Here is a 25661-nt window from a genome sequence, read left to right as displayed (position 1 = left end):
CGCCGGGCGAGGTGACAGCGGAGCTGTTCCTTTTCCCAGCGGCCTCCTCCCGAACCCGTCGTGCGGCGTTAACCGCAACGGGCTCTCCAGTGACTGCCGTGAACTGCGGCTTTGCGGCCGTCGTGGATGCCTTCGTGACAGGGCGGGCAGACCATGAGGGTCTTGCGCCGTTTCCTGGCCATGAGGACGGCCCAGTCGGGCTGCGTCTGTCCGAGCCGGTCGAGGTCGGCGAGTCGGCGGATCTGGTGGACCTGGATCTGTGCGGTCTGTCCGCACAGTTCGCAGAGTCCGGCCAGCAGCCGCCTTGTCAACTCGCTTCGCCGAGGCTGGCGTTGGGCAGGATCGCGGTCGGTCAGGACCGCGGCCTTGTGCCGTTGGAGTGGAATGCCACCGAACTGTGCGACCAGCGGTTTCCTGCTCGGGGCGCGGGTGGTGGCTGCCTGGAGGCACTTGCGTGGCCCGGCCGGGGTGTCGATGGTGACCTTGTACTTGCGGGCCATCTTCGACATGGTCGAGCGGTGCTTGTTCGCCAGGGAGCACAGCAGCGAGGACTGCATGACCCAGTGCAACCGGTTCAGTCGGAAGACGTCACCGGCCAGCAGGTAGTAGTTAACGATTCCGCGGTACCTGGCGCCGTAGATGTTGACGAGCGTGTAGTCGTCGTAGTGAAGCATCGAGGGCTGTCGCGCGGGTTTTCCGCGTTCCAGGTATGGGGCACATTTGGCCTTGATCACGTCCTTGGGGACGTGCAGCGCAACGGTTCCGTTGGTCGACCGGCGCTGTCGCCGGCGGCCTCTTTTCCGTTCCGATCTGCGGTCGTCCCTGCGGACGGTGATCTCATATCCGAGGAATCGTGCCGCGCCGGTTCTGGCGTGGGTGATCAGCGTCTTTTCCTGGGAAAGTTCCAGCTTGAGGTCGTCTCGAAGGAACTGGGCCAGTCGCTGTTTGATTTCTTCGGCTTCGGCCTTGGGTCCGGTGAACCCGATGAGGGTGTCGTCGGCGTATCGCACGTAGCGCAGGCGGCGGTATCCCGGGTCGGACATGTCCTGGCTCGGGAGGGTGTGCAGCCGCTTGCGCAGGGCGCGCACTTCGGCGCGGTCTTCGCGCCAGCGTGCTCGCTGGACAGCCGCTTCGACCCGGCGGTATTCAGGGTTTCTCGCCCTGAGTTTCCCACGGGTGTATTCCGGCATGAGAACTGTCTCGACAAAGACGTCCAGTTTGTGCAGATAGATGTTGGACAGGACCGGGGATAAAACCCCGCCTTGCGGCGTGCCGCTGAGCGTCGCGTTCCAGGTCCAGTCTTCCAGGTATCCGGCTTTGAGCATGTTGTGCACGAGCCGCAGGAACCGGTTGTCGTGGATCTTTTCGCCCAGGGTTTCGAGCATCACTTGATGGTCTAGTGAGTCGAAGCACTTGGCGATGTCTCCCTCGATGAACCATGTTGTCCCGGTCCAGGTGCGTGCCACCTCGCTCAGTGCGGTGTGGCAGCCCCGTCGGGGACGGAAACCGTGTGAGTGGTCGGAGAACCGGGGCTCGAAGTATGCCTCCAGGAGGAGGCGCATCACCTCGCCCACCAGCTTGTCCGTCCATGGCGGCAGGCCCAGCGGCCTCGTCTTACCGTTCCTTTTCGGGATGAGGACCCGCTTGACCGGTTTGAAGCGGAACCGCTCGTGGCGTAACGCATCGATGATGCTTCCGATCTTTTCCAGGGACATGCCGTCTGCGGTTTCGCCCGTGGCCCCGGGTGTCATCGCTCCCTGGTTGGAGTAGATGCGGCCGTGGGCCAGGAGATACAACTGCGGGTTGAACATCTGTCGATAGAGCTCGTTGCACGGCAGGTTCCGCCTGCCGCGTTCACGGAGGATTTCAAGTACCGCTTCGGCAGTCTGCATTACGCATACCTTCCGGTCTTGTGGATCCCATGTCACCTGTGTCCCTTCGCCCTGATTCCGGCTCTCCCGGACCCCACGGCAGGCCGTTACCCCTGCGACTACTACGGACACTCCGTCACCATGGGGCTCGCGCCCTTTAGGTGATCCCATGGTTCGTCTTGATGTACGTGTCTAGCGCGACTTAGGCGCCCCACTCATCTCCTTGAATGCCCTCGCTGGGAATCGTCCTGGCTCCCGGAGTTGCGTCGGCTGGCAGAAGTCACCGACGCAGGAGGCAGCGCCGGTTTCGGGTATCATTCCGGCGGATCCGTATTTTAATCGACTGGAGATTGGGGTTCAGGCAATCCAGCTTTCGCCGTATCGCGCGGGCCTCGCGGCACACCGTCCCTGATACCTGGACCCGGCCACCGCTTTCCTGACATGCTACGGTCCCCTTTGTCTTTCGACTCCAGGTAAGTCATTCAGTCCAGGAATACTCTCCGAATTCCTCCCGACTCAGCCGGGGATACATCAAGGCGCTTCCATGGCGCACTCCGCCCACACCGTCTTGCCCGGCCCTTCGGACCGGAGGTGCCAGCCCCAGCGGGTGGCGAGCGCCGCGACGAGGAGCAACCCTCGGCCGCCGGTGTCCTCGGCACCGGCGGCGTGCAGCGCCTCCGGGCCGGGCGGCGTCTGGTCGGTACGGGTGTCGGTGACCTCGATCCTGACCGTCCGGGAGGGTGCGATCACATGCAGGAGCAGATGGAAGTCCCGGCTGGGGACATGGCCGTGCCGTACGGCGTTGGCGGTCAGCTCACCCACCCTGTGGGCCGCCCACACGCACACCGGGGCGTGACAGTTTGTCACGCTTAGGGAAGTGAGACCCTCGGCCCAGACGGTCTTGTGCGCCCCACCCAGCCGGAGCCTCACTTCCCACTTCTCCGCCAGCGCCTCGACAATCACCAGACCCGGACCACCCTCGTCCGGCTTCTCCTCCGACGGCACCGGCCGCCGCTCCACGCGCGCGTCCAGCACTGCCACGCACACGACGCTTTCCTCCAGCACCAGCCGGACGCGGAAAACTGCGCCCTCGAACCCGCCCGTGCCGTACTGCGTTCGCTCTAACCGCGGGGCACGACCGTTTGCGAGATACAACGAGACCCCGTCTCAAGGGAGATTGAAGGTCTTGCCTCGCTCGGCTGCCTTAGACCCATCGGCCCCGTTAAGGGCTGGTCTCAAGGAGGTGCAATGATTCAGATCACCCTGGGCAAGAAGAAGGACGTCGACCCAGCCCGGGCCCCCTTCGGGCGATCGCAGATCGGTTGGACCGACGGACTGTCTGACCGACAGCTCCACGAGATTGCCCGAGGAACCTGGGTGATGCCCGGAGAACGCGTCGAACGAGAACGCTTCGCCGCCGTCAGTGGTGGTGGGATCATCCGCCAGGCCATCGAGATCGACCGCGTCGTCGACACTCCCCATGGGCGACGCGCGTTCGAAGGCCGCATTCTCGGGCCCGCCCACCCGGTCCACGACCACTATGTCGGCAAGCCCGCCCCGAACGGCGCCCAGCAGAACCCCATCACCTACTTCAACTCCCCCTTGGACAACCGGGAGTGCAGCTGCGGATGCGGCAAGCCGATCAACCGCGGAGACTTTCTCCCCGGCCATGATCAGCGTGCCATCCACGAGCGCATCGCCCGGGTCGGAACCGTGAAGGACTTCATCACCTGGTTCGATCAGACCTGGGAGCAGGGCGAGCAGAGCGACGCGGCCTGAGGAAATGTCATCGAGCTGAGACGCAGACCCTGGGACATCACGTGAGACACGAACAAGAGCCACAGGTCAGCGCAGCACGATATGACGACGGTGGCGCGAACCTACACATATCCGGAGTAACGGCAGGTCAGGCGCCCTTAGCCACCGGCTCAAGGATCGCCACGCACCCCACATGATGCGTCATAGAAAACACGTCACGCAGCAAACTCCCGTAAGAAACTGCAGGTCAGCCGAGGTTTCCAGAGTCCAGCGGGCCGGTGGTCAGTAACCGGAGCGTCAATCGAGCGTCACCCTATGGGGTTGGAGAGAGCCATCCGACACTGCGAGCAGAGACTGCCACTGGGGGGGCGATCTCCATGCGGAAGAGGATCGCTCCACAGGCTTGCAGGTTTCCAGTGGTCTGCCGGGGAGAACCGCACCCCGGCGGCAGCGGGGGCAGGGCTCGGGGACCGCCGTTCAGGGCCCAACCCTGATGCCCTCGCCTGACCGCGCCTCCGTCACACCCGAAACTCCCCCTCGTCAAGTGCGAGTCGCAGACCGTCCTCAGCAGACGCCCCCCGGGACCAGCCCGCGGTGTACTCCTCGGCGCCCAGGGACGCGCGTACCCGGCGCTCGGCAGTGAGGTGCGCCTCGTGGAACGGGCGCAGACCGATCAGCGCCACACCCGTCTCCTGCCGCATGCGGTGGGCGGCGCCCAGGAGCCATGCAGCCCGGGTGCAGTCGCCGGTGGCCGCCACCGCCCAGGCCAGCGTCTCCAGGCCCCAGACCGGTCCCCAGCTGTCCCCGATACTCCGTTGCCGTGCCAGAGCCTCACGCAGGGGGGCCAGGGCCCCCTCCGCTTCGCCGTGCCGCAACTCCACGAGCCCCGTGCACCACTGGGCCCAGGTGCGGGCCCATTCAGCGCCACTCGCCTCGGCCTCGGCGACGTACACGTCACGCACCGCCCGGGCCGAGGTGCCGGTGCCGAAGAACGCCTCCGCCATGGCCCACAGCATCGTCGCCATATGAGCATCCCCACCCTGCCCGACCGCGTGGAACCGCTCCCGCGCCTCGCCCAGCAGTGCGACGGAGGACGGATCACCTCGTACGAGCATGGCGTGCGCTCCCTCGATGTACGTCACCGGCGCCGCCGACGCGCCGTCCGGCAGATCGTGGGCCACAGCGCGGCATTCGGCCAGGAACGTCTCGGCGGCGGGGTTGTCTCCCTGGCACAGCGCGATCCACGCCTTCATCGCCAGCGCCCCGGCGACCAGCGCCGGCGCCCCTGCCACCGCGGCGTCCGCCGAATTCGGTCCGGCCAGCGCGTGTGGTCCATCCGGACCGGGGCCCAGCAGGCGTTCCAGCCAGTGCCGCCCCTCCCCCAGCGTGCTGCTGAAGAACCAGCACCGCGTGCGAGCCAGGTTGACGGCGATCTCGACTCCGGCCCCGACCCGGTCCTGCCGCGTGGCGCAGTAGTCGAGGGCGGCCCGGAGGTTGGGCAGTTCGGTGCGCAGCCGAATCAGCCAGTCGACTTCACGCGGCCCGCACCACTCGCGGCCGGCCCGTACGGCCGTCGCACGGTAGTACTCGCTGTGCCGGACACGCAGCCGCACCGTGCAGCCCGTCTCATCGAGCCGCTGCTGGCCGTACTGCCGGATGGTCTCCAGCATGATGTACCGGGCGCGGTCGCCAGAACTGTTGACCACCACGATCGACTTGTCCACCAGCCCCGCCAGCACGTTCAGTACATCCTCGCGGGCTACGCCCTCGCCCGCGCAGACCGATTCCGCCGCTTCCAGGTCGAAGCCGCCAGAGAAGACGGACAGCCGGTTCCAGAGCAAGCGTTCCCCCTCGGTGCAAAGGTCGTAGCTCCAGTCGACGACGCCGCGAAGGGTCTGCCGGTAGCGGGTCGACGTACGCATCTGCGGCACGGACAACAGGCGGAACCTGTCGTCGAGGCGCTCCAGCATCTCTTCCGCCGTGATCGCGCTCAGCCGTACCGCCGCGAGTTCGATGGCGAGCGGAATGCCGTCGAGCCGTCGGCACAGCTGGGCGACCGCGGCACGGTTGCGGGCGGTGAGCCGGAAGGCCGGGGCCGAGCCGGAGGCACGGTCCACGAGCAGCCTCACGGCCTCGAAGCGGCTGAGCGGGTCGTCGGCACCGGCTTCGGCTTCGACTTCGGGGCAAACGGTGCCGTTGGCATGGACGTCCGCGCCCGGCAGAGTGAGCGAGGGCACCGTCAGCACGTGCTCACCCGGCACTCCCAGACGCTGTCGGCTCGTAGCCAGGACGCGCAGTCCGGGGGCCGCGCGGGCCAGCCTCAGTACCAGCGCGGCGACCGGCTCCACCAGGTGTTCGCAGTTGTCGAGCACCAGCAGCAGGCGCCGGTCGCGCAGATGGCCGACGACGGTGTCCGCGGCGGGCCGCGCCGACTGGTCACGCAGTCCGAGCGCTTCAGAGACGGCCCGGTCGAGGAGGTCCGCGTCGCTCAGCGGGGCAAGGTCCGCGAGCCGGACCCCGTCGGCGAAGGACGATGCGATGTCCGCGGCGGCCCGCAGCGCGAGCCGCGTCTTGCCGACACCGCCCACTCCGGTGAGGGTGACGAGCCGAGCGGACCCCAACAGGGCGCGCACCTGGGCCAATTGGGCTTCGCGGCCGACGAACGTCGTCATCTCGACCGGCAGATCGCCCTCCCTGGCCAGCCGGGCCGTCTTCCCTCTCCGTACCTCGTCCAGGTCCGGGGCTGCGGCCAGCAGCCGCTGGTGGAGCTGCCGCAGCCCGGCCCCGGGAGCGACGCCCAGCTCTTCGGCGAGCAACGCGGTCACCACGCGGTAGCACTCCAGCGCCTCGCCCTGTCGTCCGCAGCGGAAAAGCGCGAGCATCCGCTGCGCCCAGAAATGCTCGCGCAGCGGGTGCTCCTCGATGAGTCCACGCAGTTCCGGGAGGACGTCGGCGGCCCGGCCAAGGGCCAGATCCGCGTCGATCCGCAACTCCATGGCGTCCAACCGCCGTTCGTCCAGTGCCGGTACGACGCCCTGGAGGAGGTGCGCGGGCAGGTCGGACAACGGCGCTCCCCGCCACAGACCCAGGGCCTCTCGCAGCAGAGGGGCCGCGCGCGCCGCCGCGCCCTCCTCGAGAGCCGTACGGCCCTGGCGGACGAGGGCGGCGAAACGGTGCAGGTCCAGAGTGTCAGGGGCCGTCTCGATCACGTACCCGTGGGGGCGGGTGTGCACGGGGGCACCGCCCGCTGGACAGTCGAGCGCGCGACGCAGGCGCAGGACGTAGTTCTGCAGCGTGTTGCGCGCTCGGCTGGGCGGCTTTTCGCCCCACAGCCGGTTCACCAGCGTTTCCACGGTGACTACTTGATTGGCCTCGGCGAGCAACGCAGCCAGCAGCAGCCGGACTTTGGCTGCGCCGATGCGCACCGGCTGCCCGTCGCGCCGCACCTCGAGCGGCCCCAAGATCTTGAACTCGTACTGCGCACTCACCATGTCCCCCGGCCACTCGTCCCCGGGCCGTCACGATCATAGGACGCAAAGTGACCAGACCACCACTATGAGTATTTGCCGCGCGACCGGGAGGTGACCGGCGCGAGGCCGATGACGGGGACTGTGGGTCCAGACCTCGTGGCACACATTCCTGGAGCCCGCACATGGCCTCGACCACCCCCCGACAGCCGCACTCCTCCCCCACGGAGACGACGCCCGCGGAGGTTGTCGCCGATGTGACCCTGGGCGAGCATGTGGAGGGACAACTGCGCCGACTGTGCGGCGTGGCAGGATTCAGGCACCCCGACGGCGTCTGCGAGGTCCCTCTGCTGGACCTGCTCGGGCCGGCGGCTCGGCGTCCCCTGGCCGCCGGGCCGCCCTCACCGTCGTTCGTCTGCGACGATCACTCCCCGGTGGAGTTCTCGCTCTCCTTCACAGCCGGTAGTACGCCGTCCGTACGCGTCCTCGTCGAACCTGGTTGCGCGGCGACCACGCTCGCGGAGAACGCCCGCCTGGGCATGCGCGCCCTGGAGACACTGGCCACACGCCGGGGCTTCTCGACCGAACCCCTGCGCCGGGTGGAGGACCTTTTCCTCCCAGCGGCGATCCACGGCCCCTTCGCCCTGTGGTGCGCGATGGACCTGCGGCAGGACCAGCCCCCCGGCATCAAGGTGTACGTCAATCCGCAAGCCCACGGGCAAGAGCAATCCGCCGAAGTCGCGCAGGAGGCGATGACCCGGTTCGGATTCGGCCGGGCATGGCCCGCGCTGTGGGAAAGCGCCGCGTCACGGGGCCCCGAAAGAGACGACATCCGGTTCTTCGCACTGGATCTGGGCCGCTGGCACACCCCACGGGTGAAGGTCTATCTCGCGCACCACGATGCCACCGCCGCGGACATGGATGCCGTCTCCCGTCTGCTGCCAAGTGACCGGGGCGAGCAGTTGGGCGAGTTCTGCCGAGTGGTGGGAGGCGGCCCCGGGCGCTTCGCCAACCGGCCGCTGGTGTCCTGCTTCTCCTACACCGAGCGGGACGTGGAGCACCCCAGCGGCCACACCGTCCACGTACCGGTCCGCGACTACGCGCGGGACGACCAGGTGGCCCGGGACCGCGCCACGACCGTTCTGCGCAGCCACGGCATGGACGCCGACGTCATCGACCGCGCGCTGGCAGTCATGACGCCACGTCGTCCGTCCGACGGACTGGGACTGATCGCCTATGTGTCCCTGGTCCAGAGCACCTGGCAGCCACCCCGCGTGACGGTCTACTTCTCGCCGGAGGCTTACGGGGTCCGTCCGCCGTGCGAGGGAGAGCTGCGGCGGCGCACGGATGGCGTCGCCGACGCACTCCGGTGCCGCACCACGGGATGACAGAGCAGACAGCGCCAGAAAGGGAAAAGGCTGTGGAGCCGTACAGGATCAAGGTCGTCGAACCGATTCCGGTGACGACGAGAGTGCAGCGGGAACAAGCCCTGCGGCGCGTGCACTACAACCTGTTCGGGTTGCGCGCCGACGAGGTCACGATCGACCTGCTCACGGACTCCGGCACCGGTGCCCTGTCGGCCGCGCAGTGGGCCGCGGGCATGGCCGGCGACGAGTCCTACGCCGGGTCACGTTCCTTCTACCACTTCCAGGAAGTGGTTCGGGACCTCACCTCGTACCCCTGCATCCTGCCGGTCCACCAGGGTCGGGCAGCGGAACGCATTCTCTTCTCCGCGCTGCTCACACCCGGGCAGATCACCGTCAGCAACACCCACTTCGACACCACGCGCGCCAACGTGGAACTGAGTGGCTGTCAGGCGGTGGATCTGCCCTGCCCGGAGGCTCAGGACCTCGACAGCAGCGAGCCGTTCAAAGGTAACGTCGACCTATACCGCCTCGAAGAAGCCCTGCACCGCCCGGATGCCTCCCGGATCGCTTTGGTCATCATGACACTGACCAACAACGGCGGGGCCGGCCAGCCGGTTTCCATGGACAACCTCGCCCGAGCCGCCACCCTGTGCCGGAAACACGGAGTTCCTCTCTTCCTCGACGCCGCCCGCTTCGCGGAGAACGCCTGGCTCGTCACCCAGCACGAGCCCGCGTACCGCGACATGAGTCCGCGGCAGGTCGCCGAGCAAGCATTTCGGCTGGCCGACGGTTGCCTGATGAGCGCGAAGAAGGATGGCATCGCCCACATCGGTGGCTTCCTCGGCCTGCGCGATCGCGCCCTCGCTGAGCGGTGCGAGTTGCTGCTCATCGCCACGGAAGGCTTCCCCACCTACGGCGGCCTGGCCGGCCGGGACCTGGACATGATCGCCCAAGGGCTGACCGAGGTCACCGATCCGCGATACCTCCAATCCCGCGCTGAGGCAGCCCATCACCTCGCCCGTCTGACCCGGGACGCCGGCATCAGCATCATCGAACCGCCGGGGCTGCACGCCCTCTACCTCAACGCCGGCCGTCTGCTTTCGCACATCGCCGCACATCGCTTCCCCGGCCATGCGCTCGCCTGCCAGCTCTACCTCGAAGGCGGCATCCGCTCCGTGGAACTGGGTTCGCTCTACCTCGGCCAGGAGGACGAGAACGGCGCCCCGGTCACCACGGCACCCTACGAACTGGTCCGGCTCGCGCTTCCCCGCAGGACCTACGGCCCTGGTCACCTGAATCATGTCGGCGAGGTCCTGGCAGCCGCAGTGAAGAGCAAGGAACGGATTCCCGGCTACCGCTTGGTCGAGCAGCCCTCGCTCCTCCGCCATTTTCGCTGCAAGCTGGAACCCGTCCCCTCATGACGCTCAGGGGGATCTGCGGTCGAATCTCACGGGCGCCGGGTGGACCGACGACGAAGCTTTCCCCGCCTATGGGCTGATCAGATCAGCAAGCGATCAGAGCAAGGGCCAAGCAATGAGCAGGTGGGGAAGCAGTCGGTCGCGGGCTTGTCCCACGTCAAGCACGCCGGGCAGGTGCTGAGGGAGATCAGTCGGCGGGCAGACCGCGGCCTCATTGGCGCGGCAGGGAAACAGCCGAGCGAGCGTCATGACGCCCCGTCAGAATCAGCGTCGAACGAGCGTCAAGACGTTTCCCCAATCGCTCTCACGAGGTCTAGGCAAAGCGCTCCTCACCCGCGAACCGCTGCGCGAGGCCGCAGGTGAGACCCATGGGGTAAGCCTGCGACACGCTCCACGCGGTGCATCCGTGAAAACAGGTCGGCCCGTCTCGCCCGGAACCGCAAAATCCGAGAAAAAGCAGGTTAGAGGCTCTTCGCGGAAGGCTCCAGGATCGCCACGCATTCCACATAATGCGTCATAAAAAACATGTGCAACGGCAAGCAGTCGTCACTCCGGGGCCGCGGTGCGAGTGCACGGGACTGGAGCCGGTGACTCCGCAGCGGAGCACGTCACGGCGCCCATCGTTCGGCCGGTTCGACCGTCACTGCTCGCCCCCACTACGTCCGTCGATGACGTCGAGGGCGTGCACCAGTCTCGCGCGGGCCTCCGCCGTAGAAGCGCCGGGGAGACAGCACATGAGCAGCAGGCGTGCTTTCGCGGCCGACAGTCCACCGGCGAAGACTGCGCCCACGCTCTCCAGCCCCACCCCGCCCCCGTCTCCGCCGTAGACCGGAAACGTGCCGCCTGCCATGACACGCGACGCGATGACCACGAGCACGCCGCTCTCCGTCAGGTCGCCGACCACGCTCGTCAGGCTTCCCGGGAGGTTCCCGAGACCGAAGCCTTCGAGTACCAGCCCGCGAGCTCCCGTGTGTTCGATGACGGCCCGCACGAGGCCAGGAGTGAACCCTGTGTACGGGGTCATGGCGACCACCTGGACGTCGGGGTCGATCGGCCACGCCGGCGTCCAGCGCGCGATCCTGCGGTGCACCAGCCGCAATCGTCCGGCGGGACCGAAGGTGGCGACCGGTCCGAAGGTCGGCGAGGAGAACGCGTCGACGTGATGCGTGTGGACGCGCGATCTCGTTATCCACTCCGCATTCGACGCGGACGGCGGCCGAACCGCCACGCTGAGGCTCATGCGCAAGAAACGGCCGCCGACGGCCATCTTCGCGGTCAATGACATGACCGCGATCGGTGTCATGGGCACTCTGCGCGACCTTGAACGCAAGATCGGGACGGATGTGGCCGTCGTAGGGTTCAACGACATCTCCATTGCCCGGGATCTTCCCGTACCCCTGACTACGGTTCGCAGCGCCCTCCACCAGATGGGCGCCGAGGCCGCCCGCCTACTCGTCGCCCGCCTCCGCGGTGAGACCAGCGATGCACCGTCCCAGCGGCGCCTGCCGACAGAGCTTGTTGTCCGGGAGTCCTCGGATCCGGCCGTGCGTACACGGGGCAAATCCGGACGAGTCCCGAAGAAGGCGTCTCCTGGGCACAACGGGGTACCGATGCAGGCGCCCGCTCGTCGGCCGACTCGCAGATCGGCACAGTGAGCGCGACATACGTCGGCAGCGGCGAGCAGGTGGATGACCGCGCTGGTATAGGCATGGGTGGTGGACTCGCTGACACCGATAGATGACCAACGAGGCCCCCGAGCAGCGTGCTTGAGACGTCAGACATCTCGATCAACAGCTCGGGGGCCTCGGAACCGGCCTGGTCAGTGAACCGGCCCGGTCAGTGGACCGGTGAGCCGGGGCCCAGTGGCAGACCCACGGCGTACCAGATGGCGAAGAGGGCGATCCAGGCGACCATCATCGCCATGGCGGCGGGGAGGGTGAACGACACCAGGGTGCCGATTCCCGCCTTCTTCTGATAGGTCTGCAGATAGCCGACGGTGAGGACGAACGTCGCGCTCATCGGGGTGATGGAGTTGGTACAGGAGTCCGCGATCCGGTAGACGGCCATGACCGTGGCCGGGTTGGCCCCGACCAGCATGGTCATGGGAACGATCACCGGAGCGATGAGCGCCCACAGCGCGGTCCCGCTGGTGATCAGCAGGTTCAGCAGGGCGATACCGGCGATGAGCAGCATGAGCACGATGAAGACCGGGGCGTCGAGACTCTTCAGGCCCTCCGCTCCCCGTACCGCGACGACGGTGCTGATGCCGGTCCACTGGAACAGCGCGAGGAATTGCGAGACAGCGAAGAAGAGCACCAGGAGCGGCGCGATCGACTTGATCCCGTCCGCCATGAAAGTTGGCAGGTCGGACGAGCTGGTGAGCTTGCCGGTCAGGCGAGCGTAGGTGGCCCCGATGAGCACGAAGAACAGGCTCAGGACCAGCGCGATGCTGTTGAAGAGCGTGGAATCGAGGATGGCGCCGTGTTCGCCACGCAGCGGGGAGCCCGCCGGGATCATCCCTACGACCAGCAGTCCGAAGAAGACCGCGGCGACGATGCCGGTCCAGCGCAGCGCGCGGAGTTCGACCTCGTCGGCGACGGAGTCGGAGCGGGCGCCGGTGGTCGGGCCGGTGGCGCCGTCGTCGGGCACGAGTTCGTGCTCACGCTTGGACAGAACCTTCTCCGTGACCACGGTGAGAACGATCGCGAGGACGACCGCGGAGACGGTGGTGAAGTAGGTGTTGTCGGTGGGCCGGACGATCGCCCCGGGATCGACGATCCGCGCGGCCTCGGTGGCGATCTTCGCGAAGATGACGTCGCTCGGAGCGATGAACGGGTTCGCGTCACCGGCCGCGTTGATCGACAGGAAGGCCACGATCATGCCCAGCATGGGGGACCGTCCGACGGCCTTGAAGACGAGCGCGGCCAGCGGTACGAGGATCACATAGGCGCTGTAGGACAGGAACTTCGACATCGCCCCGGCCACGCAGACCGCGAAGACGGCATGGCTGGGGCGGACACGGCCCAGCGTGTGGCGGGCCAGCGATTCGAGCATGCCCGAGCGGTCGGCGACCGCGAGGCCGATCATGATGATCAGTACGGTGCCCAGTGGCCCGAAGGTCAGGAACGACTCCTCGGCACCGAGGGTGAGTTCACGGACCGCGGCGACCGACAGGGCGTTCTTCACCGGGGACGGATCACCGGTCGCCGGGTCGATGACCGTGACGCCGGCCGCGGCCATGATCGCGCTGGTGGCGACCACGACGACCGCCAGGATCCAGAACAGCCAGAACGGATGGGGCAGTTTGTTGCCTATCCGTTCGACGCCGTCCAGGAACCGGGTGAGTCGCTGGGGTCTGTGCTGTACGTCTGAGGGGGCAGTCATTTCTCGCTGGCTCCTTTACCGAGGTGCGTGCTTATCGGTCGATGCGGATGCGGCCTTGACGGTTGCCAAGGAGGATTTCGGTTCCGTACGCCTCGGAAAGTGTGCGGAGTCGATTGAGGATGCCATGTGCGGCAGTGACGTCCGCCAGTCGAGGAGTTCCCCGGTCGGAATGATGTTGTGTGTCGAAGGTGAGGGTCACCGGGTGAATCGTGATGTCGACGGCGCCCTGGTTCTCGTATGCGCCGTGGTTCTCGAACGACAGAGACACCGCGACGCTCTCGTACCAGATCCGGTCACTGAGAGGCCCCTTGAGCCGTTTCTGTTCGAGCATCTCGCTGGGAGTGTGTTGCGACGGGTCCAGGCCGGTGCGCCGCCACGCCTCACGGGTCAGCGGGAATTGGCGGTTCTGCATGAAGATGAAATTCCCGAGCGAATAGAAGATCGGCCGGTTGCGATACACCTCGATCCCCCGCAACTGGTGGGGGCCGTGGCCGAGGACGACGTCGGCGCCCTCGTCGACCGCGGCGTGCGCGAGGTCGTGGAGGAAGGGGGGCGGCTCGGCGCTGTAGTTGCCCGGTTCGTGGGTGTGGAGGGCGACCGCGACGACATCGGCACTCTGCTTGGCCTGGCGCACGCTGGTGCGCAAGGCGGTGATGTCCTCGTCGTCGACCTTCCAGTACGGCCCGACCTGGCCGCCGGTGGCCTCGGACGAGATGAACGCGGTTCCGCCGAGGGTCACCGAGCCGTCCCGTGCGTCGGCCTTGCGGGCGGTGTGGTGCAGGGACGCGGGCGGCAGACTGTCCCGGATCGCGGCCAGGGACCTGAGCTCGTCGGGGCGCACACCGAACCACTTCGTGGTGCGCAGGCCGTTGATCCCGGGGCGGGCCGGCACGATCCCGAACGGGTCACTGGCCAGGGACATGGCCTGGTAGCGGGTCGCGGCCGACACGAGCGCGACCCGTCCGCGCCGGGTGGTGAGGTAGCGCGGTGCCCGGGCCGCGGTGAGCGACTCTCCGGCGCCGGCATGGACGAGTCCGGCCTCTTCGAGGACGGCACTGGTGGAGCGAAGGCCGGCCACGCCCCAGTCGGTGGCGTGGTTGTTCGCACGCGACACCATGTCGATGCCCATGGCACGGACATCGGCTCCGCTGCGCGCCGAGGTGACCAGCCACGATCCGCCGGGTTCGGCCTCGGGCCAGCCGGCGAAGCGGTCGAAGTCGATCGCGGTCGTCTCGAAGTTCCCGATCGTGACGTGCGCGTCGCGCAGGAGGCCGAGGAGTTCGGGGGAGGTCGCGTCCAGGCGTGGCGTCAGGACGTCGTCGTCGAGGATGAGGTCGCCGACGGCGGCGAGGGTGAGACCCGTGTCGGAGGCGGCGGAGGTGTAGGCGGCGGAGGCGGTGCTCATATCTGCTCCACGGAGAGGAGGTGCAGCGTGATGGTGGAGCGCCCGTCGACGAAGACCCTGTTCGTCGCGATCACCTGACGGCGGTCGGTGGTCTCCGGCTCGCCGGTGCCGGAGTTGACGTCGAACCGGGGAAAGTTGCTGGAGCTGATGTCCACCCGGATCCGGTGGCCACGGGCGAAGAGGTTGGCGGTGCCGGGCGCATCGACCGTCACGTCGTAGATCCGCCCGGGTTCGAGTGGTGACGGTGTCTCGAACGAGTCCCGGTAGCGACACCGGAGGATGCCGTCGGTGAGGTTCATGGCGAAGCCGGCGGGGTAGTCGGCGCTCGGCGGGTGTACGTCGACCAGCTTGACGGTGAAGTCGGTGTCGGCCGCGCTCGACGACACCGTGAGCCGGGCGACGACCGGACCGGCCACGACGACGTCCTTCTCCAGCGGCTCGGTCTCGAAGGTGAGGACGTCGGGCCGGGAGGCGAGCGGCAGCCGCGACCGGGACAGGGAGAACGTCCGGTCGTCGGGGCGCTGGTCGAAGGCCCCGCCCACCATCACCGGTTCACCCGACGTGACCTGCCCACCGATCGTCGGCACCGGGTCACGGGGATCGTGGTCGTACTCCAGAAACTCCGGGGCCTCCGCGGCCTCCTGGGACTCCGGGGACTCCCCCGCAGCTCGGCGCTCCGAGGTGAGACTGCCGTCCGCGTTGAGGAAGAACCGCGAGGTGTACGACGACTCCGGCGGCCAGGTCGAGCTGCTCAGCCAGCGACCGCCGTGGTCGAGCCGGCCGTCGGCGTTGCGCTTCCCCGAGCCGCCGCCCATCCGGAAGTACCGGACGGCCGGGGGCTTGCACGCCGTCGGGTTCAGCTGGGAGTCGAACCAGTCGGCCCGGAACTCGACGTAGTCGGGCGCCAGGTTGCCGTCCAGCGTCGCCTCGGGGCCGAAATCGACGTCCCCCGCGTACGAGAGGCTCCGCTTGCCGTGGGTCCACGGCCCGAGCACCAGATACGCCGGGCTCGTCTTGCGTGCGCCGAGTTCGCGGAAGTTCTCGACAGCGGTCTGGATGTAGGGGTCGTACCAACTGGAGATGTGCAGACTCGGCACGTCGGGGAAACGGTCGAAGTGTCCCCGCCCGTAGAGGCCCAGCTGCTGCCAGTACGGCCCGAAGCGGCCGTGCTCCCACTGCTCGAAGAGATAGCCCTCGTACTCCGGTGCGTGCCGCAGGGGTGAGTGGCCCCGGCGCCATGGCAGGTGCCGGAACCACTCCTCGATCGACTCGGTGTCGAGCGCGGCGGCCCTGACGGGGTCGGCGAGGGTCTCCGCGCTGGTCTTGGCGCGGGCGAAGGCCCAGGTGGCCTGCTTGAGTTCGAAGGCCCCGCCCATGCGGACGCCGGTCTCGTAGGCGCTCGCGAAGCCGCCGGAGTCGAGGAACATCGCGGACAGGTGCTGGGTGCCCAGCGAGGCGAGCGCGGTCTGCACGTGTGCGGCGTAGGACACTCCCATCGTCGCCACCCGTCCGTCGCACCACGGTTGGGCGGCGATCCACTCGACGGTGTCGTGGCCGTCCTCCGCCTCGTTGAGGTACTTCACGAACGCGCCACCGGAGTCGCCCCGGCCGCGACAGTCCTGACGGACGACGTGGTAGCCGCGTTCGACGAGGCGCCGGCACACCGCCTCCGGCGGAGGCGGGTTCCAGGACTCGAAGGCGCCGTCCGAGCCGCGTGACCTGCGGCGGCCGTAGGGCGTGCGCTCCAGCAGGACCGGCCGGGGAGCCGGGTCCGGCTCGGCGGCGTAGACGTCCGCGACGAGTTCGACGCCGTCGTGCACCGGCACCGAGATCACCTGACGCCACCCTGAACCCGGCTCCGATACGCGTTGCCAGACCTCGTGCCCACCCGCACTGTCCACCACATGCACTCCTTCACATCGCTCGCATCGCTGTATGTGGGCGGGGACGCTACGCCGCTGACCACGGCGTGAACCCACTGTTATCGCGGGGGCGACAACAGTCGGGCTAGGCTGACCGGGTGCCGGTGCTACTTGACCTCAGGGGGGCGAACAGCTCCGACGTGCAGATCGGCATCTCACCGATCTCCGAGCTCCAGGCTTGTCTGCACGCGCTCGCGGAGCCCGACCATCACCTCGAATTCCGGGCGTGGCTGGTGCGGACCGACGAGGCGCTGTCTCCGGATCTGCGGGCCCGGCTGACGCGCTTCGCGCCGCTCTGGGCCCGCCGCCGCTGCCGTCTGCTGCTGCCGTTGAGCGGCCCGCTCGACACGGACGTGGATGCGGAGATCGAGCGGCTGTCGCGACTTCCGGAGCGCGATTTCGTCGAGGCCGCCGCCTACACGATCCAGGGCGGAGACTTCGATCCCCGGCAGGCGGTTTCCCGGCCGGGCGAATTCATCGCCGCGTGCGAAGCGCGCTCGTTCTCACGCGGTGAGCTGGCGAGGTCGCTTGTCGACGACGCGGAGGAATTTCGCGCCGTGCTGGTGCGGACATTGACGGACTGCGTCGAGGAATTCTTCGCCGAGGAATGGGAGCGTATTCACGACCGACTGCGCGAGGAGGCCGACCAGACCCGTTCGAGGCTGCGCGGGCTGCCGCTCGCCGAGCTGATCTCGTCGGTCAGCCCTGCCGCCCAGCCGGTCCAGGGCGGCAGGGCGGTGCGCTTCGACAAACTACAGAATCTGACCGTCGCCGTCCGGGGAAACAGCACCCTTCTCGTCCCGACCATTCACGGACGCCCGCACCTCATCATTCGCGGTGAGGCCGGTTTCCCCGTGGTGGTGCATTATCCGGTGGCCTGGCACAGCCAGCCCGCGTCCATCGACGAAATGCAGCAACGGCTGACCATTCTGTCGGATCCGGCGCGCCTGGCCATGTGCCGTCATCTGGTGAACGAGGCGATCACCACCTCCGATCTCGCCCGCCGTATGGAAATGAACCGACCGCAGGTGTCACGGCATCTCGCCAGACTCCGCGCGGCTGGCGTGCTCACCTCAGAGCGAAGCGGCAGATACGTCTACCACCGGGTCGATGTGCAGAAGCTGATGCAGATGGGAGTGGAACTGCTGCGCGCCATCGTGCGCTGACCGAAGCGGGGGCTTTCAGGCACTCATCACTGCCACCGGGACTCGGGGATACCTCGCCGAGACCGGTGCAACGCGTGGCGCTCCTTCTCGGCTCGCTGCCCCGCGTACGGGCGCCCAGAGCGTCAAACGAGCGTCATGGCCGACAGTCCATGCCTCATCTTCGAGCGGAGCAGGCCGCGACCAGCTCCCCTCCACGAGCCCGCTCCCCCTCACTCCGGACGCAGGCTCGCACATCATGACTCTCACCGCTTCTCCCGCCGCCATAATGGAGTCATGCCCTCCAGCCCGCAGCATCCCGCACCCACACCGAACGACCTCCCGGGCGCGGTCGCCGAAGACCTCGCGCTGTACTGTGAGAAGTTCCGCCGCCGTCTGCCGGAGTCGCTGGACGAGCTGCGCGGGCCGACCCACGGTGTCGTGGATCTGCCGCTGCACATGGCCTGGTCGGGGATGACCTCGTACGACCTGGGCAAGCCGCGCCAGCGTATGGGCCTGTACCGCACCGTCCTGCACGAGGGCCTGCACGACGACCTGCCCCGCTACCTCAACCAGGACCTGCTCCTCCAGCTGTGGCCGGTGCTGCGCACCCTCGTCGGCCGCACCGTGCGCGCCGTATGGGAAGACGCCTTCCCCCAGCTCGCCTCCCGCACCCGGGCAGCCGCGTGACGGACATGCCGGAGCTGCACACGCGGCTCCTGGCGGATGTGATCGCGCTCGGTTCCCCGTATCCACTGGTTCTCACCGGTGGATACGCCGTGCGGGCACACCGCCTCGTGAACCGCCCCAGCCAGGACCTCGACGTCGCCACCGAGAACCCGGCGCCCATGGCCGACATCGCCGCCACGCTCCGCGCCGGCCTGGAAGCCCGCAGCTGGAAGGTGCACGCGCTGGAGACCGCCCCGCTGTCCGCCCGCTTCACCGTGACCGACCCGGTCACCGGGCAGGAGTGCGAGGTCGACATCCTCAAGGAGATCTTCTGGCGGCCGGTCGCCCAGAGCCCGTACGGGCCCGTCCTCGCTGAGGAGGACGTGATCGGGACAAAGTCCGCGCCCTCGCCGACCGCGGAGCGCCCCGCGACCTGATCGACGTGTTCGCAGCCTCCCGCCGCTGGACCAATGCCGAGCTCGAGGAGTTCGGCCGCCGTCACGCGCGTGGCCGCTTCGAGCGTGAGGATCTGCAGTCGAACCTCACCGGCGCTGAGTGGACCGACGACGAAGCCTTCACCGCCTATGGGCTCGATGACGCCACCATTACCGCTCTCCGCTCCTGGGCCGTGGAGTGGGCCGACGACCTCGCAACCCGTCTCCTCGAAGAGGCCAGTGATCCGGACATCGGCTGATCGCGTCCGGGACTCCATGGCAGTCCGGAAACAGGTCGGACGAGGTCACCTTCGAAGTAACCGCAGATCAGCGCCCCTTCGCGACCGGCTCCAAAACCGCCACGCACTCCACATGATGCGTCATAGGAAACAGATCGAACACCCGCAGCGTCCGCACCCGGTAACCACCGTCCCGGAAGTACGCCACGTCCCGCGCCAACGCCGCCGGATCACAAGCCACATACGCGATCCTCCGCGCCCCCAGCGACGACAGATGCTCGACCGTCTTCCGGCCGGCGCCCGCCCGCGGCGGGTCCAGGACGATCAGGTCGACCTCGGTGATCCCGGTGCGCGGCAGCACAGCCTCGACCTTGCCCTGCTCGATGCGCACGCGGTCGAAGTCGGCGAGGTTGTGCCGGGCGTCCTCCACCGCGCGCTTGCCGGACTCGATGCCGAGGACCGCGCCCTTCTCGCCCAGCCGGTCGGCCAACGCCCCCGCGAACAACCCCACGCCGCAGTAAAGGTCCAGCGCCATCTCGCCCTTGCGGGGCAGCAGGCCCTGCATCACGGCCGTCACGAGGGTGTCCGCGGCCTTCGGGTGCACCTGCCAGAAGCCCCCGCTGCCGACCCGGTGGGTACGGCCGTCGGCGCGTTCGCGGACGAAGGGGCGGCCGTGGACCCGGTGGACCCCGCCGTCCTTCTCCTCCACCCGCATCACCGAGACCGGCTTGTCCAGCTCCACGATCGGCAGCCGCGCGCCCGGCTTCGGCGTCAGGATCACCTGGCGGTCCTGCGAGCCCGTCGCCGCGATCGCCTCGACGGACTCCATGCCCGTCCAGTCACGCTTCTCGATGCCCAGCTCGCTGACGCCCTCGGCCGCGATCATGCAGTGGTCGATCGGCTCGACCTCGTGCGAGCGGTGCCGGCGCAGACCGGCGTGACCGTCGGGGGTCACCGCGTACTGCACGCGCGTCCGCCACTGCGGCACCTGACCCGCCGGCAGCTTGTCACCCTCGGCCGGCATCACCGTGCCGTCCCAGCCGGCCTCCTCCGGCGTGAGACCGGCGAGCCGCTGCAACTGCTCGGCGACGACCTCGCCCTTCATCCGGCGCTGGGCGCCCGGCTTGGCGTGCTGCCAGTCGCAGCCGCCGCAGCGGCCGGGACCGGCGTACGGGCAGGGCGCCTCGATCCGGTCCTTGGACGGCGACAGGACCGAGACCGCGTCCGCCCGCAGGAAACGCGCACTTTCCTCGCCTTCCGTCACGCGCGCCACGACCCGCTCGCCGGGCAGCGTGTGCCGGACGAACAGCACCTGGCCCTCCTCGGTACGGGCGATGCAGTGCCCGCCGTGGGCGACGGGGCCGACCTCGACCTCGTACTCCTCCCCCACCAGCGACTTCTTCGGTTCTGCCTGCATGGCGGGGTGACTCCACAACATCGAATAGGGGATGGCCGGACAACAGCCCACCAGTCTACGTCGGTGGCGACGTCTCCTTCGCCCGCTCCTGAGCGGGACCGCGCCGCACCGAGCCCGGAGCGTTCCACTCCTGCCGCTTGCGGGCCCGCTGCCGCGCCACCTCGGAGGACTGCAGCTGGTAGGGCACCGAGGTCACCATGACACCCGGCGTGAACAGCAGACGGCCCTTCAGCCGGAGCGCGCTCTGGTTGTGCAGCAACTGCTCGTACCAGTGGCCGACCACGTACTCGGGGATGATCACGGACACCGCGTCCCGCGGCGACTCCTTGCGCAGGCTCTTGACGTACTCGATGATCGGCCGCGTGATCTCGCGGTACGGCGAGTCCAGCACCTTCAGCGGTACGTCGATGCCGCGCCGCTCCCACTCCTCGCGCAGCGCCTTGGTCTCGGCCGGGTCGACGTTGACGCTGAGCGCCTCCAGTGTGTCGGAGCGCATCAGCTTGGCGTACGCCAGTGCCCGCAGCGTCGGTCGGTGGATCTTGGAGATCAGCACGACCGAGTGCACGCGGGACGGCCGTACGCTGTCGTCGCTCGGGCCCTCGGGAGCGGCGATCTCCTCGGCGACCCGGTCGTAGTGCCTGCGGATCGCCGACATCGTCGCGTAGAAGATCACCATGCCGAGCAGCGCCACCCACGCGCCGTGCGTGAACTTGGTGACCAGCACGACCACCAGCACCAGGCCGGTGAAGAAGGCGCCGAAGGCGTTGATCGCACGGGAGCGGATCATGCGGCGGCGCTTGGCCTGGTCCCGCTCCGCGGCCAGGTGGCGGTTCCAGTGGCGGACCATGCCGGTCTGGCTGAGCGTGAAGGACACGAACACGCCGACGATGTAGAGCTGGATCAGCCGGGTGGAGTCGGCGCCGTAGATCCACACCAGGAGCGTGGCCGCGCCGGCGAGCAGCACGATGCCGTTGGAGAAGGCGAGGCGGTCGCCGCGGGTGTGCAGCTGGCGGGGCAGATAGCGGTCCTGGGCGAGGATCGAGCCGAGCAGCGGGAAGCCGTTGTACGCGGTGTTCGCGGCCAGGAAAAGCACCAGCGCGGTGGCCGCGGCCAGCACGATGAACAGGAAGCTGCCGTTGCCGAAGACGGCCTCGGCGACCTGGGAGATCACCGGGTTCTGGACGTAGTCCGCACCGGCCGGGACGCCGTCCCGGACCAGGTCGACGGCCGGGTTCTCGGCCATGCGGACGTCGGTCGCCGAGGCGAGCGCGATGATGCCGCAGAACATGGTGACGGCGAGCAGGCCCATCGCCGCGAGCGTGGTCGCCGCGTTCTTGGACTTGGGCTTGCGGAAGGCCGGGACGCCGTTGGAGATCGCCTCGACACCGGTGAGCGCGGCGCAGCCGGAGGAGAAGGCGCGCAGCAGCAGGAAGACCAGGGCGAAGCCCGCCAGGCCCTGGTGTTCGGCCTTGATCTCGTAGTCCGCCGTCGGCGCTCGCATGGTGTCGTCCAGGACGAGCCCGCGGAACGCGCCCCAGGCGAGCATGGTGAAGACGCCCGCGACGAACACGTAGGTCGGGATCGCGAACAGCGTGCCCGACTCCCTGACGCCGCGCAGGTTCATCAGCGTCAGCAGCACGATCACGGCGACCGCGCAGGCCACCTTGTGCTCGACGACGAACGGGATCGCGGAGCCCAGGTTCTCGATGCCCGACGAGATCGACACGGCGACGGTCAGGACGTAGTCGACGAGCAGCGCGCTCGCCACCGTCAGGCCCGCCTTCGGTCCCAGGTTGGTGTTGGCCACCTCGTAGTCGCCGCCGCCGCTGGGGTAGGCGTGCACGTTCTGCCGGTAGGAGGCGACCACCGTGAACATCAGTACGACCACCGCGAGGGCGATCCAGGGGCTGAAGTGGTACGCCGACAGGCCTGCGATGGACAGGACCAGCAGCACCTCGCCAGGCGCATATGCCACCGAGGACAGGGGGTCGGAGGCGAAGACGGGGAGGGCGATGCGTTTCGGCAGCAGCGTTTCCCCGAGCCGATCACTGCGCAGTGCGCGCCCGATCAGGATCCGTTTGGGCACGTCGGTCAGTTTGGACACAACAGAGGATCGTAGGCGTTCGAACGCGGTGGCAACCACCCGCCACCCCCCATCTGCCCTACGGGTGAAATCGACGGTCCGCCCGGCTGCGGATTCCGAGGGTGGCCGGATCCGCATGCCTATATGACAAAACCCGCGAAAACCCGCCGTTTCCCGGCCGTCGCCGCCCCGGAGGTCCCATGCATACGACCGCACAGCTGATCGGCGCCGCAGCCGCCCTCCTCGGCCTCGGCATCCTCACTCTGGCCAGCGTCCGCAGCATCAGCCGCCGCTGACCGCCCGGGTGCGAGGCAACCGTGCACAGGGGTGCCGCCGTCCACCGCGCGTGTGTAGCTTGGGCGTCGGTCTGAGACCCTGATGTGGCTGAGCAGTAACTATTCACACCGGAAGGACGGTCGTGCACATCGTCATCATGGGCTGCGGGAGAGTGGGGTCCGCTCTCGCCCAGACCCTGGAGCAACAGGGGCACACGGTCGCCGTGATCGACCAGGACCCCACCGCCTTCCGACGACTGGGCTCCTCGTTCGGTGGTCGCCGGGTCACCGGGGTCGGCTTCGACCAGGACACCCTGCGCGAGGCGGGCATCGAGGAGGCCGGCGCGTTCGCCGCCGTCTCCAGCGGCGACAACTCGAACATCATCGCCGCCCGCGTGGCCCGCGAGATGTTCGGCATCGAGAACGTCGCGGCCCGGATCTACGACCCCCGCCGCGCCGAGGTCTACCAACGCCTGGGCATCCCCACCGTAGCCACGGTCCGCTGGACGGCCGACCAGATGCTGCGCCGTCTGCTCCCCTCGGGTGCCGAGCCGTTGTGGCGCGACCCCACCGGCGGTGTCCAGCTCGCCGAGGTGCACGCCTCGAGCGCCTGGGTCGGTCACAAGATCAGCAAGTTGCAGGAGGAGACGGGCGTCCGCGTGGCGTTCCTGACCCGGCTCGGCGAGGCGATCCTGCCCACCTCGCAGACGGTGTTGCAGGAGGGCGATCTGGTGCACGTGATGATGCGCGCCGACGAGGTCGACAAGGTCGAGGCGGCGTTCGCCAAGGGTCCCGAAGAGGAGGGCGGTCACTGATGAGGGTCGCCATTGCCGGTGCCGGCGCGGTCGGCCGCTCGATCGCGGGCGAACTGCTGGAGAACGGCCACGAGGTCCTGCTCATCGACAAGGCGCCGACCGCCATCTCGGTCGAGCGCGTCCCGCAGGCGGAGTGGCTGCTCGCCGACGCCTGCGAGATCACGTCCCTGGACGAGGCGGCGCTCCAGCGCTGCAACGTGGTGATCGCCGCGACGGGCGACGACAAGGTCAACCTGGTCGTCTCGCTGCTGGCCAAGACGGAGTACGGCGTCCCGCGCGTCGTGGCCCGCGTCAACAACCCGAAGAACGAGTGGCTGTTCAACGAGTCCTGGGGCGTGGACGTCGCCGTCTCCACCCCGCGTCTGATGTCGGCCCTGGTCGAGGAGGCGGTGAGCGTCGGCGACCTGGTCCGTCTGCTCCGCTTCAGCCACGGCGACGCCAACCTCGTCGAGCTGACCCTCCCCGAGGAGTCGGCCCTGGCCGGCACCCAGGTCGGCGACGTGGAGTGGCCCGAGGACACCTCCCTGGTCACCATCATCCGCGGCACCCGCGTCCTCACCCCCTCCCGGGAGGACTCCCTGGAGGCGGGCGACGAGCTGCTGTTCGTGGCCGCTCAGGCCCGCGAGGAGCAGTTGGAGGACCTGCTGTCGGTGCGGCGGGAGGACGCGGCGGGCTGAGCCCCGCGGGGGTTACGACGAGAAGGGGCGCCCTGGTCCTCTTGGGTTCTAGGAGTCGTTGCAACACCCCAGTTCAAGGGGTGCGATGGACTTCGAGATCCGTAAGGACCGGGAGAGGCCTCAGGGCAGGAAGAAGCTCGCCAGGGAGCGGGAGGCATACTCCCGGCTCATGCAGCAGGGTGTGAGCAACCGGGAAGCGTGCCGGATCGTCGGGATCGACCGCCGGACCGGCCAGAAGTGGCGCAACGGTCGTCAGGCATACGGTAACCGGAAGGCGCTGCCACCGATCAACGCGGTGGCAGCGCCCTGCGGGCCGTCCCGGTACCTGCGCGAGGAAGACTGCATTCACATCGCCGACCGGCTGCGGGAGAAGGCGACCGTGCGGGCGATAGCCGCGGAGCTGGGCCGCAGCCCGTCGACGGTCAGCCGGGAGATCCGCCGCAACCGTCACCCGACGGGCGGCCAGTACCGCCCGCACGCGGCCCAGGCCCGTGCCGATGCCCGCCGGCCCCGTCCGAAGCCCGGGAAGATCGGCCAGAACCCGCAGCTGCGCAACTTCATCCAGGACCACCTGGACCTACGGTGGAGCCCGGAGCAGATCTGTCAGGCTCTGCGGGCACGGTTTCCCCAGCGGCCGGAGATGCACGTGGTCCACGAGACGGTCTACCAGGCCCTCTACGTCCAGGGCCGGGGTGAGCTGCGCCGCGAACTGGCCCGCGCCCTGCGCACCGGACGCGCCCGGCGCAGACCTCGCCGCCAGGCCCAGCAGCGCCGGCCCCGGTTCGCCACCCCGATGGTCATGATCAGCGAGCGTCCGGCCGAAGCCGAGGACCGGGCGGTCCCCGGGCACTGGGAGGGTGATCTCATCATCGGCAAGGACGGAAAGTCGGCGATCGGTACCCTGGTCGAGCGGGCCACCCGCTACGTCATGCTCCTGCATCTGCCCGGCGACCACGGCGCCGAGAGCGTTCGCGACGCGCTGGTCACCACGGTCCGGACCCTGCCGTCCCACCTGCGACGGTCCCTGACGTGGGACCAGGGCTCGGAAATGGGCAGCCACGGCGCGTTCACCATCGCCACCGACGTCCCGGTCTACTTCTGCGATCCGGCCAGCCCCTGGCAGCGCGGCTCGAACGAGAACACCAACGGCCTGCTCCGGCAGTACTTCCCCAAGGGCACCGACCTCGCCGTCCACACCCGCGAGCACCTCGACGCCGTCGCCGCCGAGCTGAACGGCCGCCCACGCAAAACGCTCGGCCGGGAAACCCCAGCCGAGCGCCTGCATAAACTGCTCACCGCCTGATCAACACAACCACGT

General features: G+C 68.4%; 17 protein-coding genes and 1 pseudogene. 9 read left to right on the top strand and 9 right to left on the bottom strand.

Annotated features, from left to right (window positions below; genetic code table 11):
* Positions 1–68: 68 nt before the first annotated feature.
* Both Q4V64_RS39265 and Q4V64_RS39260 read right to left on the bottom strand, forming a co-directional pair.
* A complete protein-coding gene (locus Q4V64_RS39265) occupies positions 69–1892 on the bottom strand; it encodes a reverse transcriptase/maturase family protein (RefSeq protein ID WP_172629628.1) in 1824 nt (607 codons plus the stop codon).
* Between the two features lie 510 nt (positions 1893–2402).
* Entirely contained in the window at positions 2403–2918 is a 516-nt protein-coding gene (locus tag Q4V64_RS39260; RefSeq protein WP_303713999.1) for an ATP-binding protein, read from the bottom strand.
* A gap of 201 nt (positions 2919–3119) precedes the next feature.
* On the opposite strand from Q4V64_RS39260, the gene Q4V64_RS39255 reads away from it, so the two are divergent.
* Positions 3120–3650 carry a hypothetical protein gene (locus Q4V64_RS39255; protein ID WP_124438665.1) on the top strand — a complete coding sequence of 177 codons (531 nt, stop codon included), beginning with the start codon at positions 3120–3122 and terminating at the stop codon, positions 3648–3650.
* Between the two features lie 497 nt (positions 3651–4147).
* Here Q4V64_RS39255 and Q4V64_RS39250 read toward each other — a convergent pair whose 3' ends face one another.
* The gene (locus tag Q4V64_RS39250; protein ID WP_172629088.1) at positions 4148–7120 is read right to left on the bottom strand and encodes a BTAD domain-containing putative transcriptional regulator; all 2973 of its coding nucleotides are present in this window, start codon (positions 7118–7120) and stop codon (positions 4148–4150) included.
* Positions 7121–7281: 161 nt separating this feature from the next.
* On the opposite strand from Q4V64_RS39250, the gene Q4V64_RS39245 reads away from it, so the two are divergent.
* Both Q4V64_RS39245 and Q4V64_RS39240 read left to right on the top strand, forming a co-directional pair.
* Entirely contained in the window at positions 7282–8484 is a 1203-nt protein-coding gene (locus tag Q4V64_RS39245; protein WP_124438666.1) for a tryptophan dimethylallyltransferase family protein, read from the top strand.
* Positions 8485–8516: 32 nt separating this feature from the next.
* Positions 8517–9884 carry a tryptophanase gene (locus tag Q4V64_RS39240; RefSeq protein WP_124438667.1) on the top strand — a complete coding sequence of 456 codons (1368 nt, stop codon included), beginning with the start codon at positions 8517–8519 and terminating at the stop codon, positions 9882–9884.
* 637 nt (positions 9885–10521) lie between these two features.
* Here the strand turns inward: Q4V64_RS39240 and Q4V64_RS39235 are convergent.
* The 4 genes from Q4V64_RS39235 to Q4V64_RS39220 all read right to left on the bottom strand — a co-directional run bounded on the left by Q4V64_RS39235 (position 10522) and on the right by Q4V64_RS39220 (position 16505).
* On the bottom strand, positions 10522–11166 hold the full coding sequence (locus Q4V64_RS39235) for a hypothetical protein (protein ID WP_253266840.1): 645 nt from the start codon (positions 11164–11166) through the stop codon (positions 10522–10524).
* A gap of 551 nt (positions 11167–11717) precedes the next feature.
* Complete coding sequence (locus Q4V64_RS39230) at positions 11718–13265, bottom strand: AbgT family transporter (protein WP_124438670.1); 1548 nt, start codon at positions 13263–13265, stop codon at positions 11718–11720.
* Positions 13266–13296: 31 nt separating this feature from the next.
* Positions 13297–14670 (bottom strand): CapA family protein, encoded by a 1374-nt coding sequence (locus Q4V64_RS39225; RefSeq protein ID WP_124438671.1) that lies wholly within the window; start codon positions 14668–14670, stop codon positions 13297–13299.
* On the bottom strand, positions 14667–16505 hold the full coding sequence (locus tag Q4V64_RS39220) for a CocE/NonD family hydrolase (protein WP_253266841.1): 1839 nt from the start codon (positions 16503–16505) through the stop codon (positions 14667–14669). Before Q4V64_RS39220 ends, Q4V64_RS39225 begins: the two co-directional genes overlap by 4 nt.
* Before the next feature lie 185 nt (positions 16506–16690).
* Here Q4V64_RS39220 and Q4V64_RS39215 point away from each other — a divergent pair, with 185 nt between their 5' ends.
* The 3 genes and pseudogenes from Q4V64_RS39215 (at position 16691) to Q4V64_RS55510 (ending at position 19097) form a co-directional block, all read left to right on the top strand.
* Positions 16691–17758 carry a DUF5937 family protein gene (locus Q4V64_RS39215; RefSeq protein ID WP_348540819.1) on the top strand — a complete coding sequence of 356 codons (1068 nt, stop codon included), beginning with the start codon at positions 16691–16693 and terminating at the stop codon, positions 17756–17758.
* Positions 17759–18031: 273 nt separating this feature from the next.
* Entirely contained in the window at positions 18032–18424 is a 393-nt protein-coding gene (locus Q4V64_RS39210) for a hypothetical protein (protein ID WP_124438674.1), read from the top strand.
* A 5-nt stretch (positions 18425–18429) separates the two neighbouring features.
* Positions 18430–19097: pseudogene (locus Q4V64_RS55510) on the top strand (nucleotidyl transferase AbiEii/AbiGii toxin family protein).
* A gap of 67 nt (positions 19098–19164) precedes the next feature.
* On the opposite strand, the gene Q4V64_RS39195 reads toward Q4V64_RS55510, so the two are convergent.
* Complete coding sequence (locus Q4V64_RS39195) at positions 19165–20493, bottom strand: TRAM domain-containing protein (protein ID WP_124438675.1); 1329 nt, start codon at positions 20491–20493, stop codon at positions 19165–19167.
* A gap of 55 nt (positions 20494–20548) precedes the next feature.
* On the bottom strand, positions 20549–22597 hold the full coding sequence (locus Q4V64_RS39190; protein WP_124438676.1) for an APC family permease: 2049 nt from the start codon (positions 22595–22597) through the stop codon (positions 20549–20551).
* 397 nt (positions 22598–22994) lie between these two features.
* On the opposite strand from Q4V64_RS39190, the gene Q4V64_RS39185 reads away from it, so the two are divergent.
* The 3 genes from Q4V64_RS39185 (at position 22995) to Q4V64_RS39175 (ending at position 25646) form a co-directional block, all read left to right on the top strand.
* On the top strand, positions 22995–23666 hold the full coding sequence (locus Q4V64_RS39185) for a TrkA family potassium uptake protein (protein WP_124438677.1): 672 nt from the start codon (positions 22995–22997) through the stop codon (positions 23664–23666).
* Positions 23666–24343 carry a TrkA family potassium uptake protein gene (locus Q4V64_RS39180; RefSeq protein ID WP_124438678.1) on the top strand — a complete coding sequence of 226 codons (678 nt, stop codon included), beginning with the start codon at positions 23666–23668 and terminating at the stop codon, positions 24341–24343. Before Q4V64_RS39185 ends, Q4V64_RS39180 begins: the two co-directional genes overlap by 1 nt.
* Positions 24344–24428: 85 nt before the next feature.
* Positions 24429–25646: an IS30 family transposase gene (locus tag Q4V64_RS39175; protein ID WP_348540799.1), complete on the top strand. Its 1218-nt coding sequence runs from the start codon at positions 24429–24431 to the stop codon at positions 25644–25646.
* Positions 25647–25661: the final 15 nt, after the last annotated feature.

This window comes from Streptomyces sp. NL15-2K (assembly GCF_030551255.1).
Taxonomy (GTDB): Bacteria; Actinomycetota; Actinomycetes; order Streptomycetales; family Streptomycetaceae; genus Streptomyces.
Note: the sequence above shows the minus strand (reverse complement) of the source record. Positions and strands in the feature narration are given on the sequence as shown.

Coding starts and splice junctions, on each gene's coding strand:
- Q4V64_RS39265 (WP_172629628.1), bottom strand. CDS start 1,892: ATGCAGACTGCCGAAGCGGTACTTGAAATCCTCCGTGAACGCGGCAGG.
- Q4V64_RS39255 (WP_124438665.1), top strand. CDS start 3,120: ATGATTCAGATCACCCTGGGCAAGAAGAAGGACGTCGACCCAGCCCGG.
- Q4V64_RS39250 (WP_172629088.1), bottom strand. CDS start 7,120: ATGGTGAGTGCGCAGTACGAGTTCAAGATCTTGGGGCCGCTCGAGGTG.
- Q4V64_RS39245 (WP_124438666.1), top strand. CDS start 7,282: ATGGCCTCGACCACCCCCCGACAGCCGCACTCCTCCCCCACGGAGACG.
- Q4V64_RS39235 (WP_253266840.1), bottom strand. CDS start 11,166: ATGTCATTGACCGCGAAGATGGCCGTCGGCGGCCGTTTCTTGCGCATG.
- Q4V64_RS39230 (WP_124438670.1), bottom strand. CDS start 13,265: ATGACTGCCCCCTCAGACGTACAGCACAGACCCCAGCGACTCACCCGG.
- Q4V64_RS39225 (WP_124438671.1), bottom strand. CDS start 14,670: ATGAGCACCGCCTCCGCCGCCTACACCTCCGCCGCCTCCGACACGGGT.
- Q4V64_RS39210 (WP_124438674.1), top strand. CDS start 18,032: ATGCCCTCCAGCCCGCAGCATCCCGCACCCACACCGAACGACCTCCCG.
- Q4V64_RS39195 (WP_124438675.1), bottom strand. CDS start 20,493: ATGCAGGCAGAACCGAAGAAGTCGCTGGTGGGGGAGGAGTACGAGGTC.
- Q4V64_RS39180 (WP_124438678.1), top strand. CDS start 23,666: ATGAGGGTCGCCATTGCCGGTGCCGGCGCGGTCGGCCGCTCGATCGCG.
- Q4V64_RS39175 (WP_348540799.1), top strand. CDS start 24,429: ATGGACTTCGAGATCCGTAAGGACCGGGAGAGGCCTCAGGGCAGGAAG.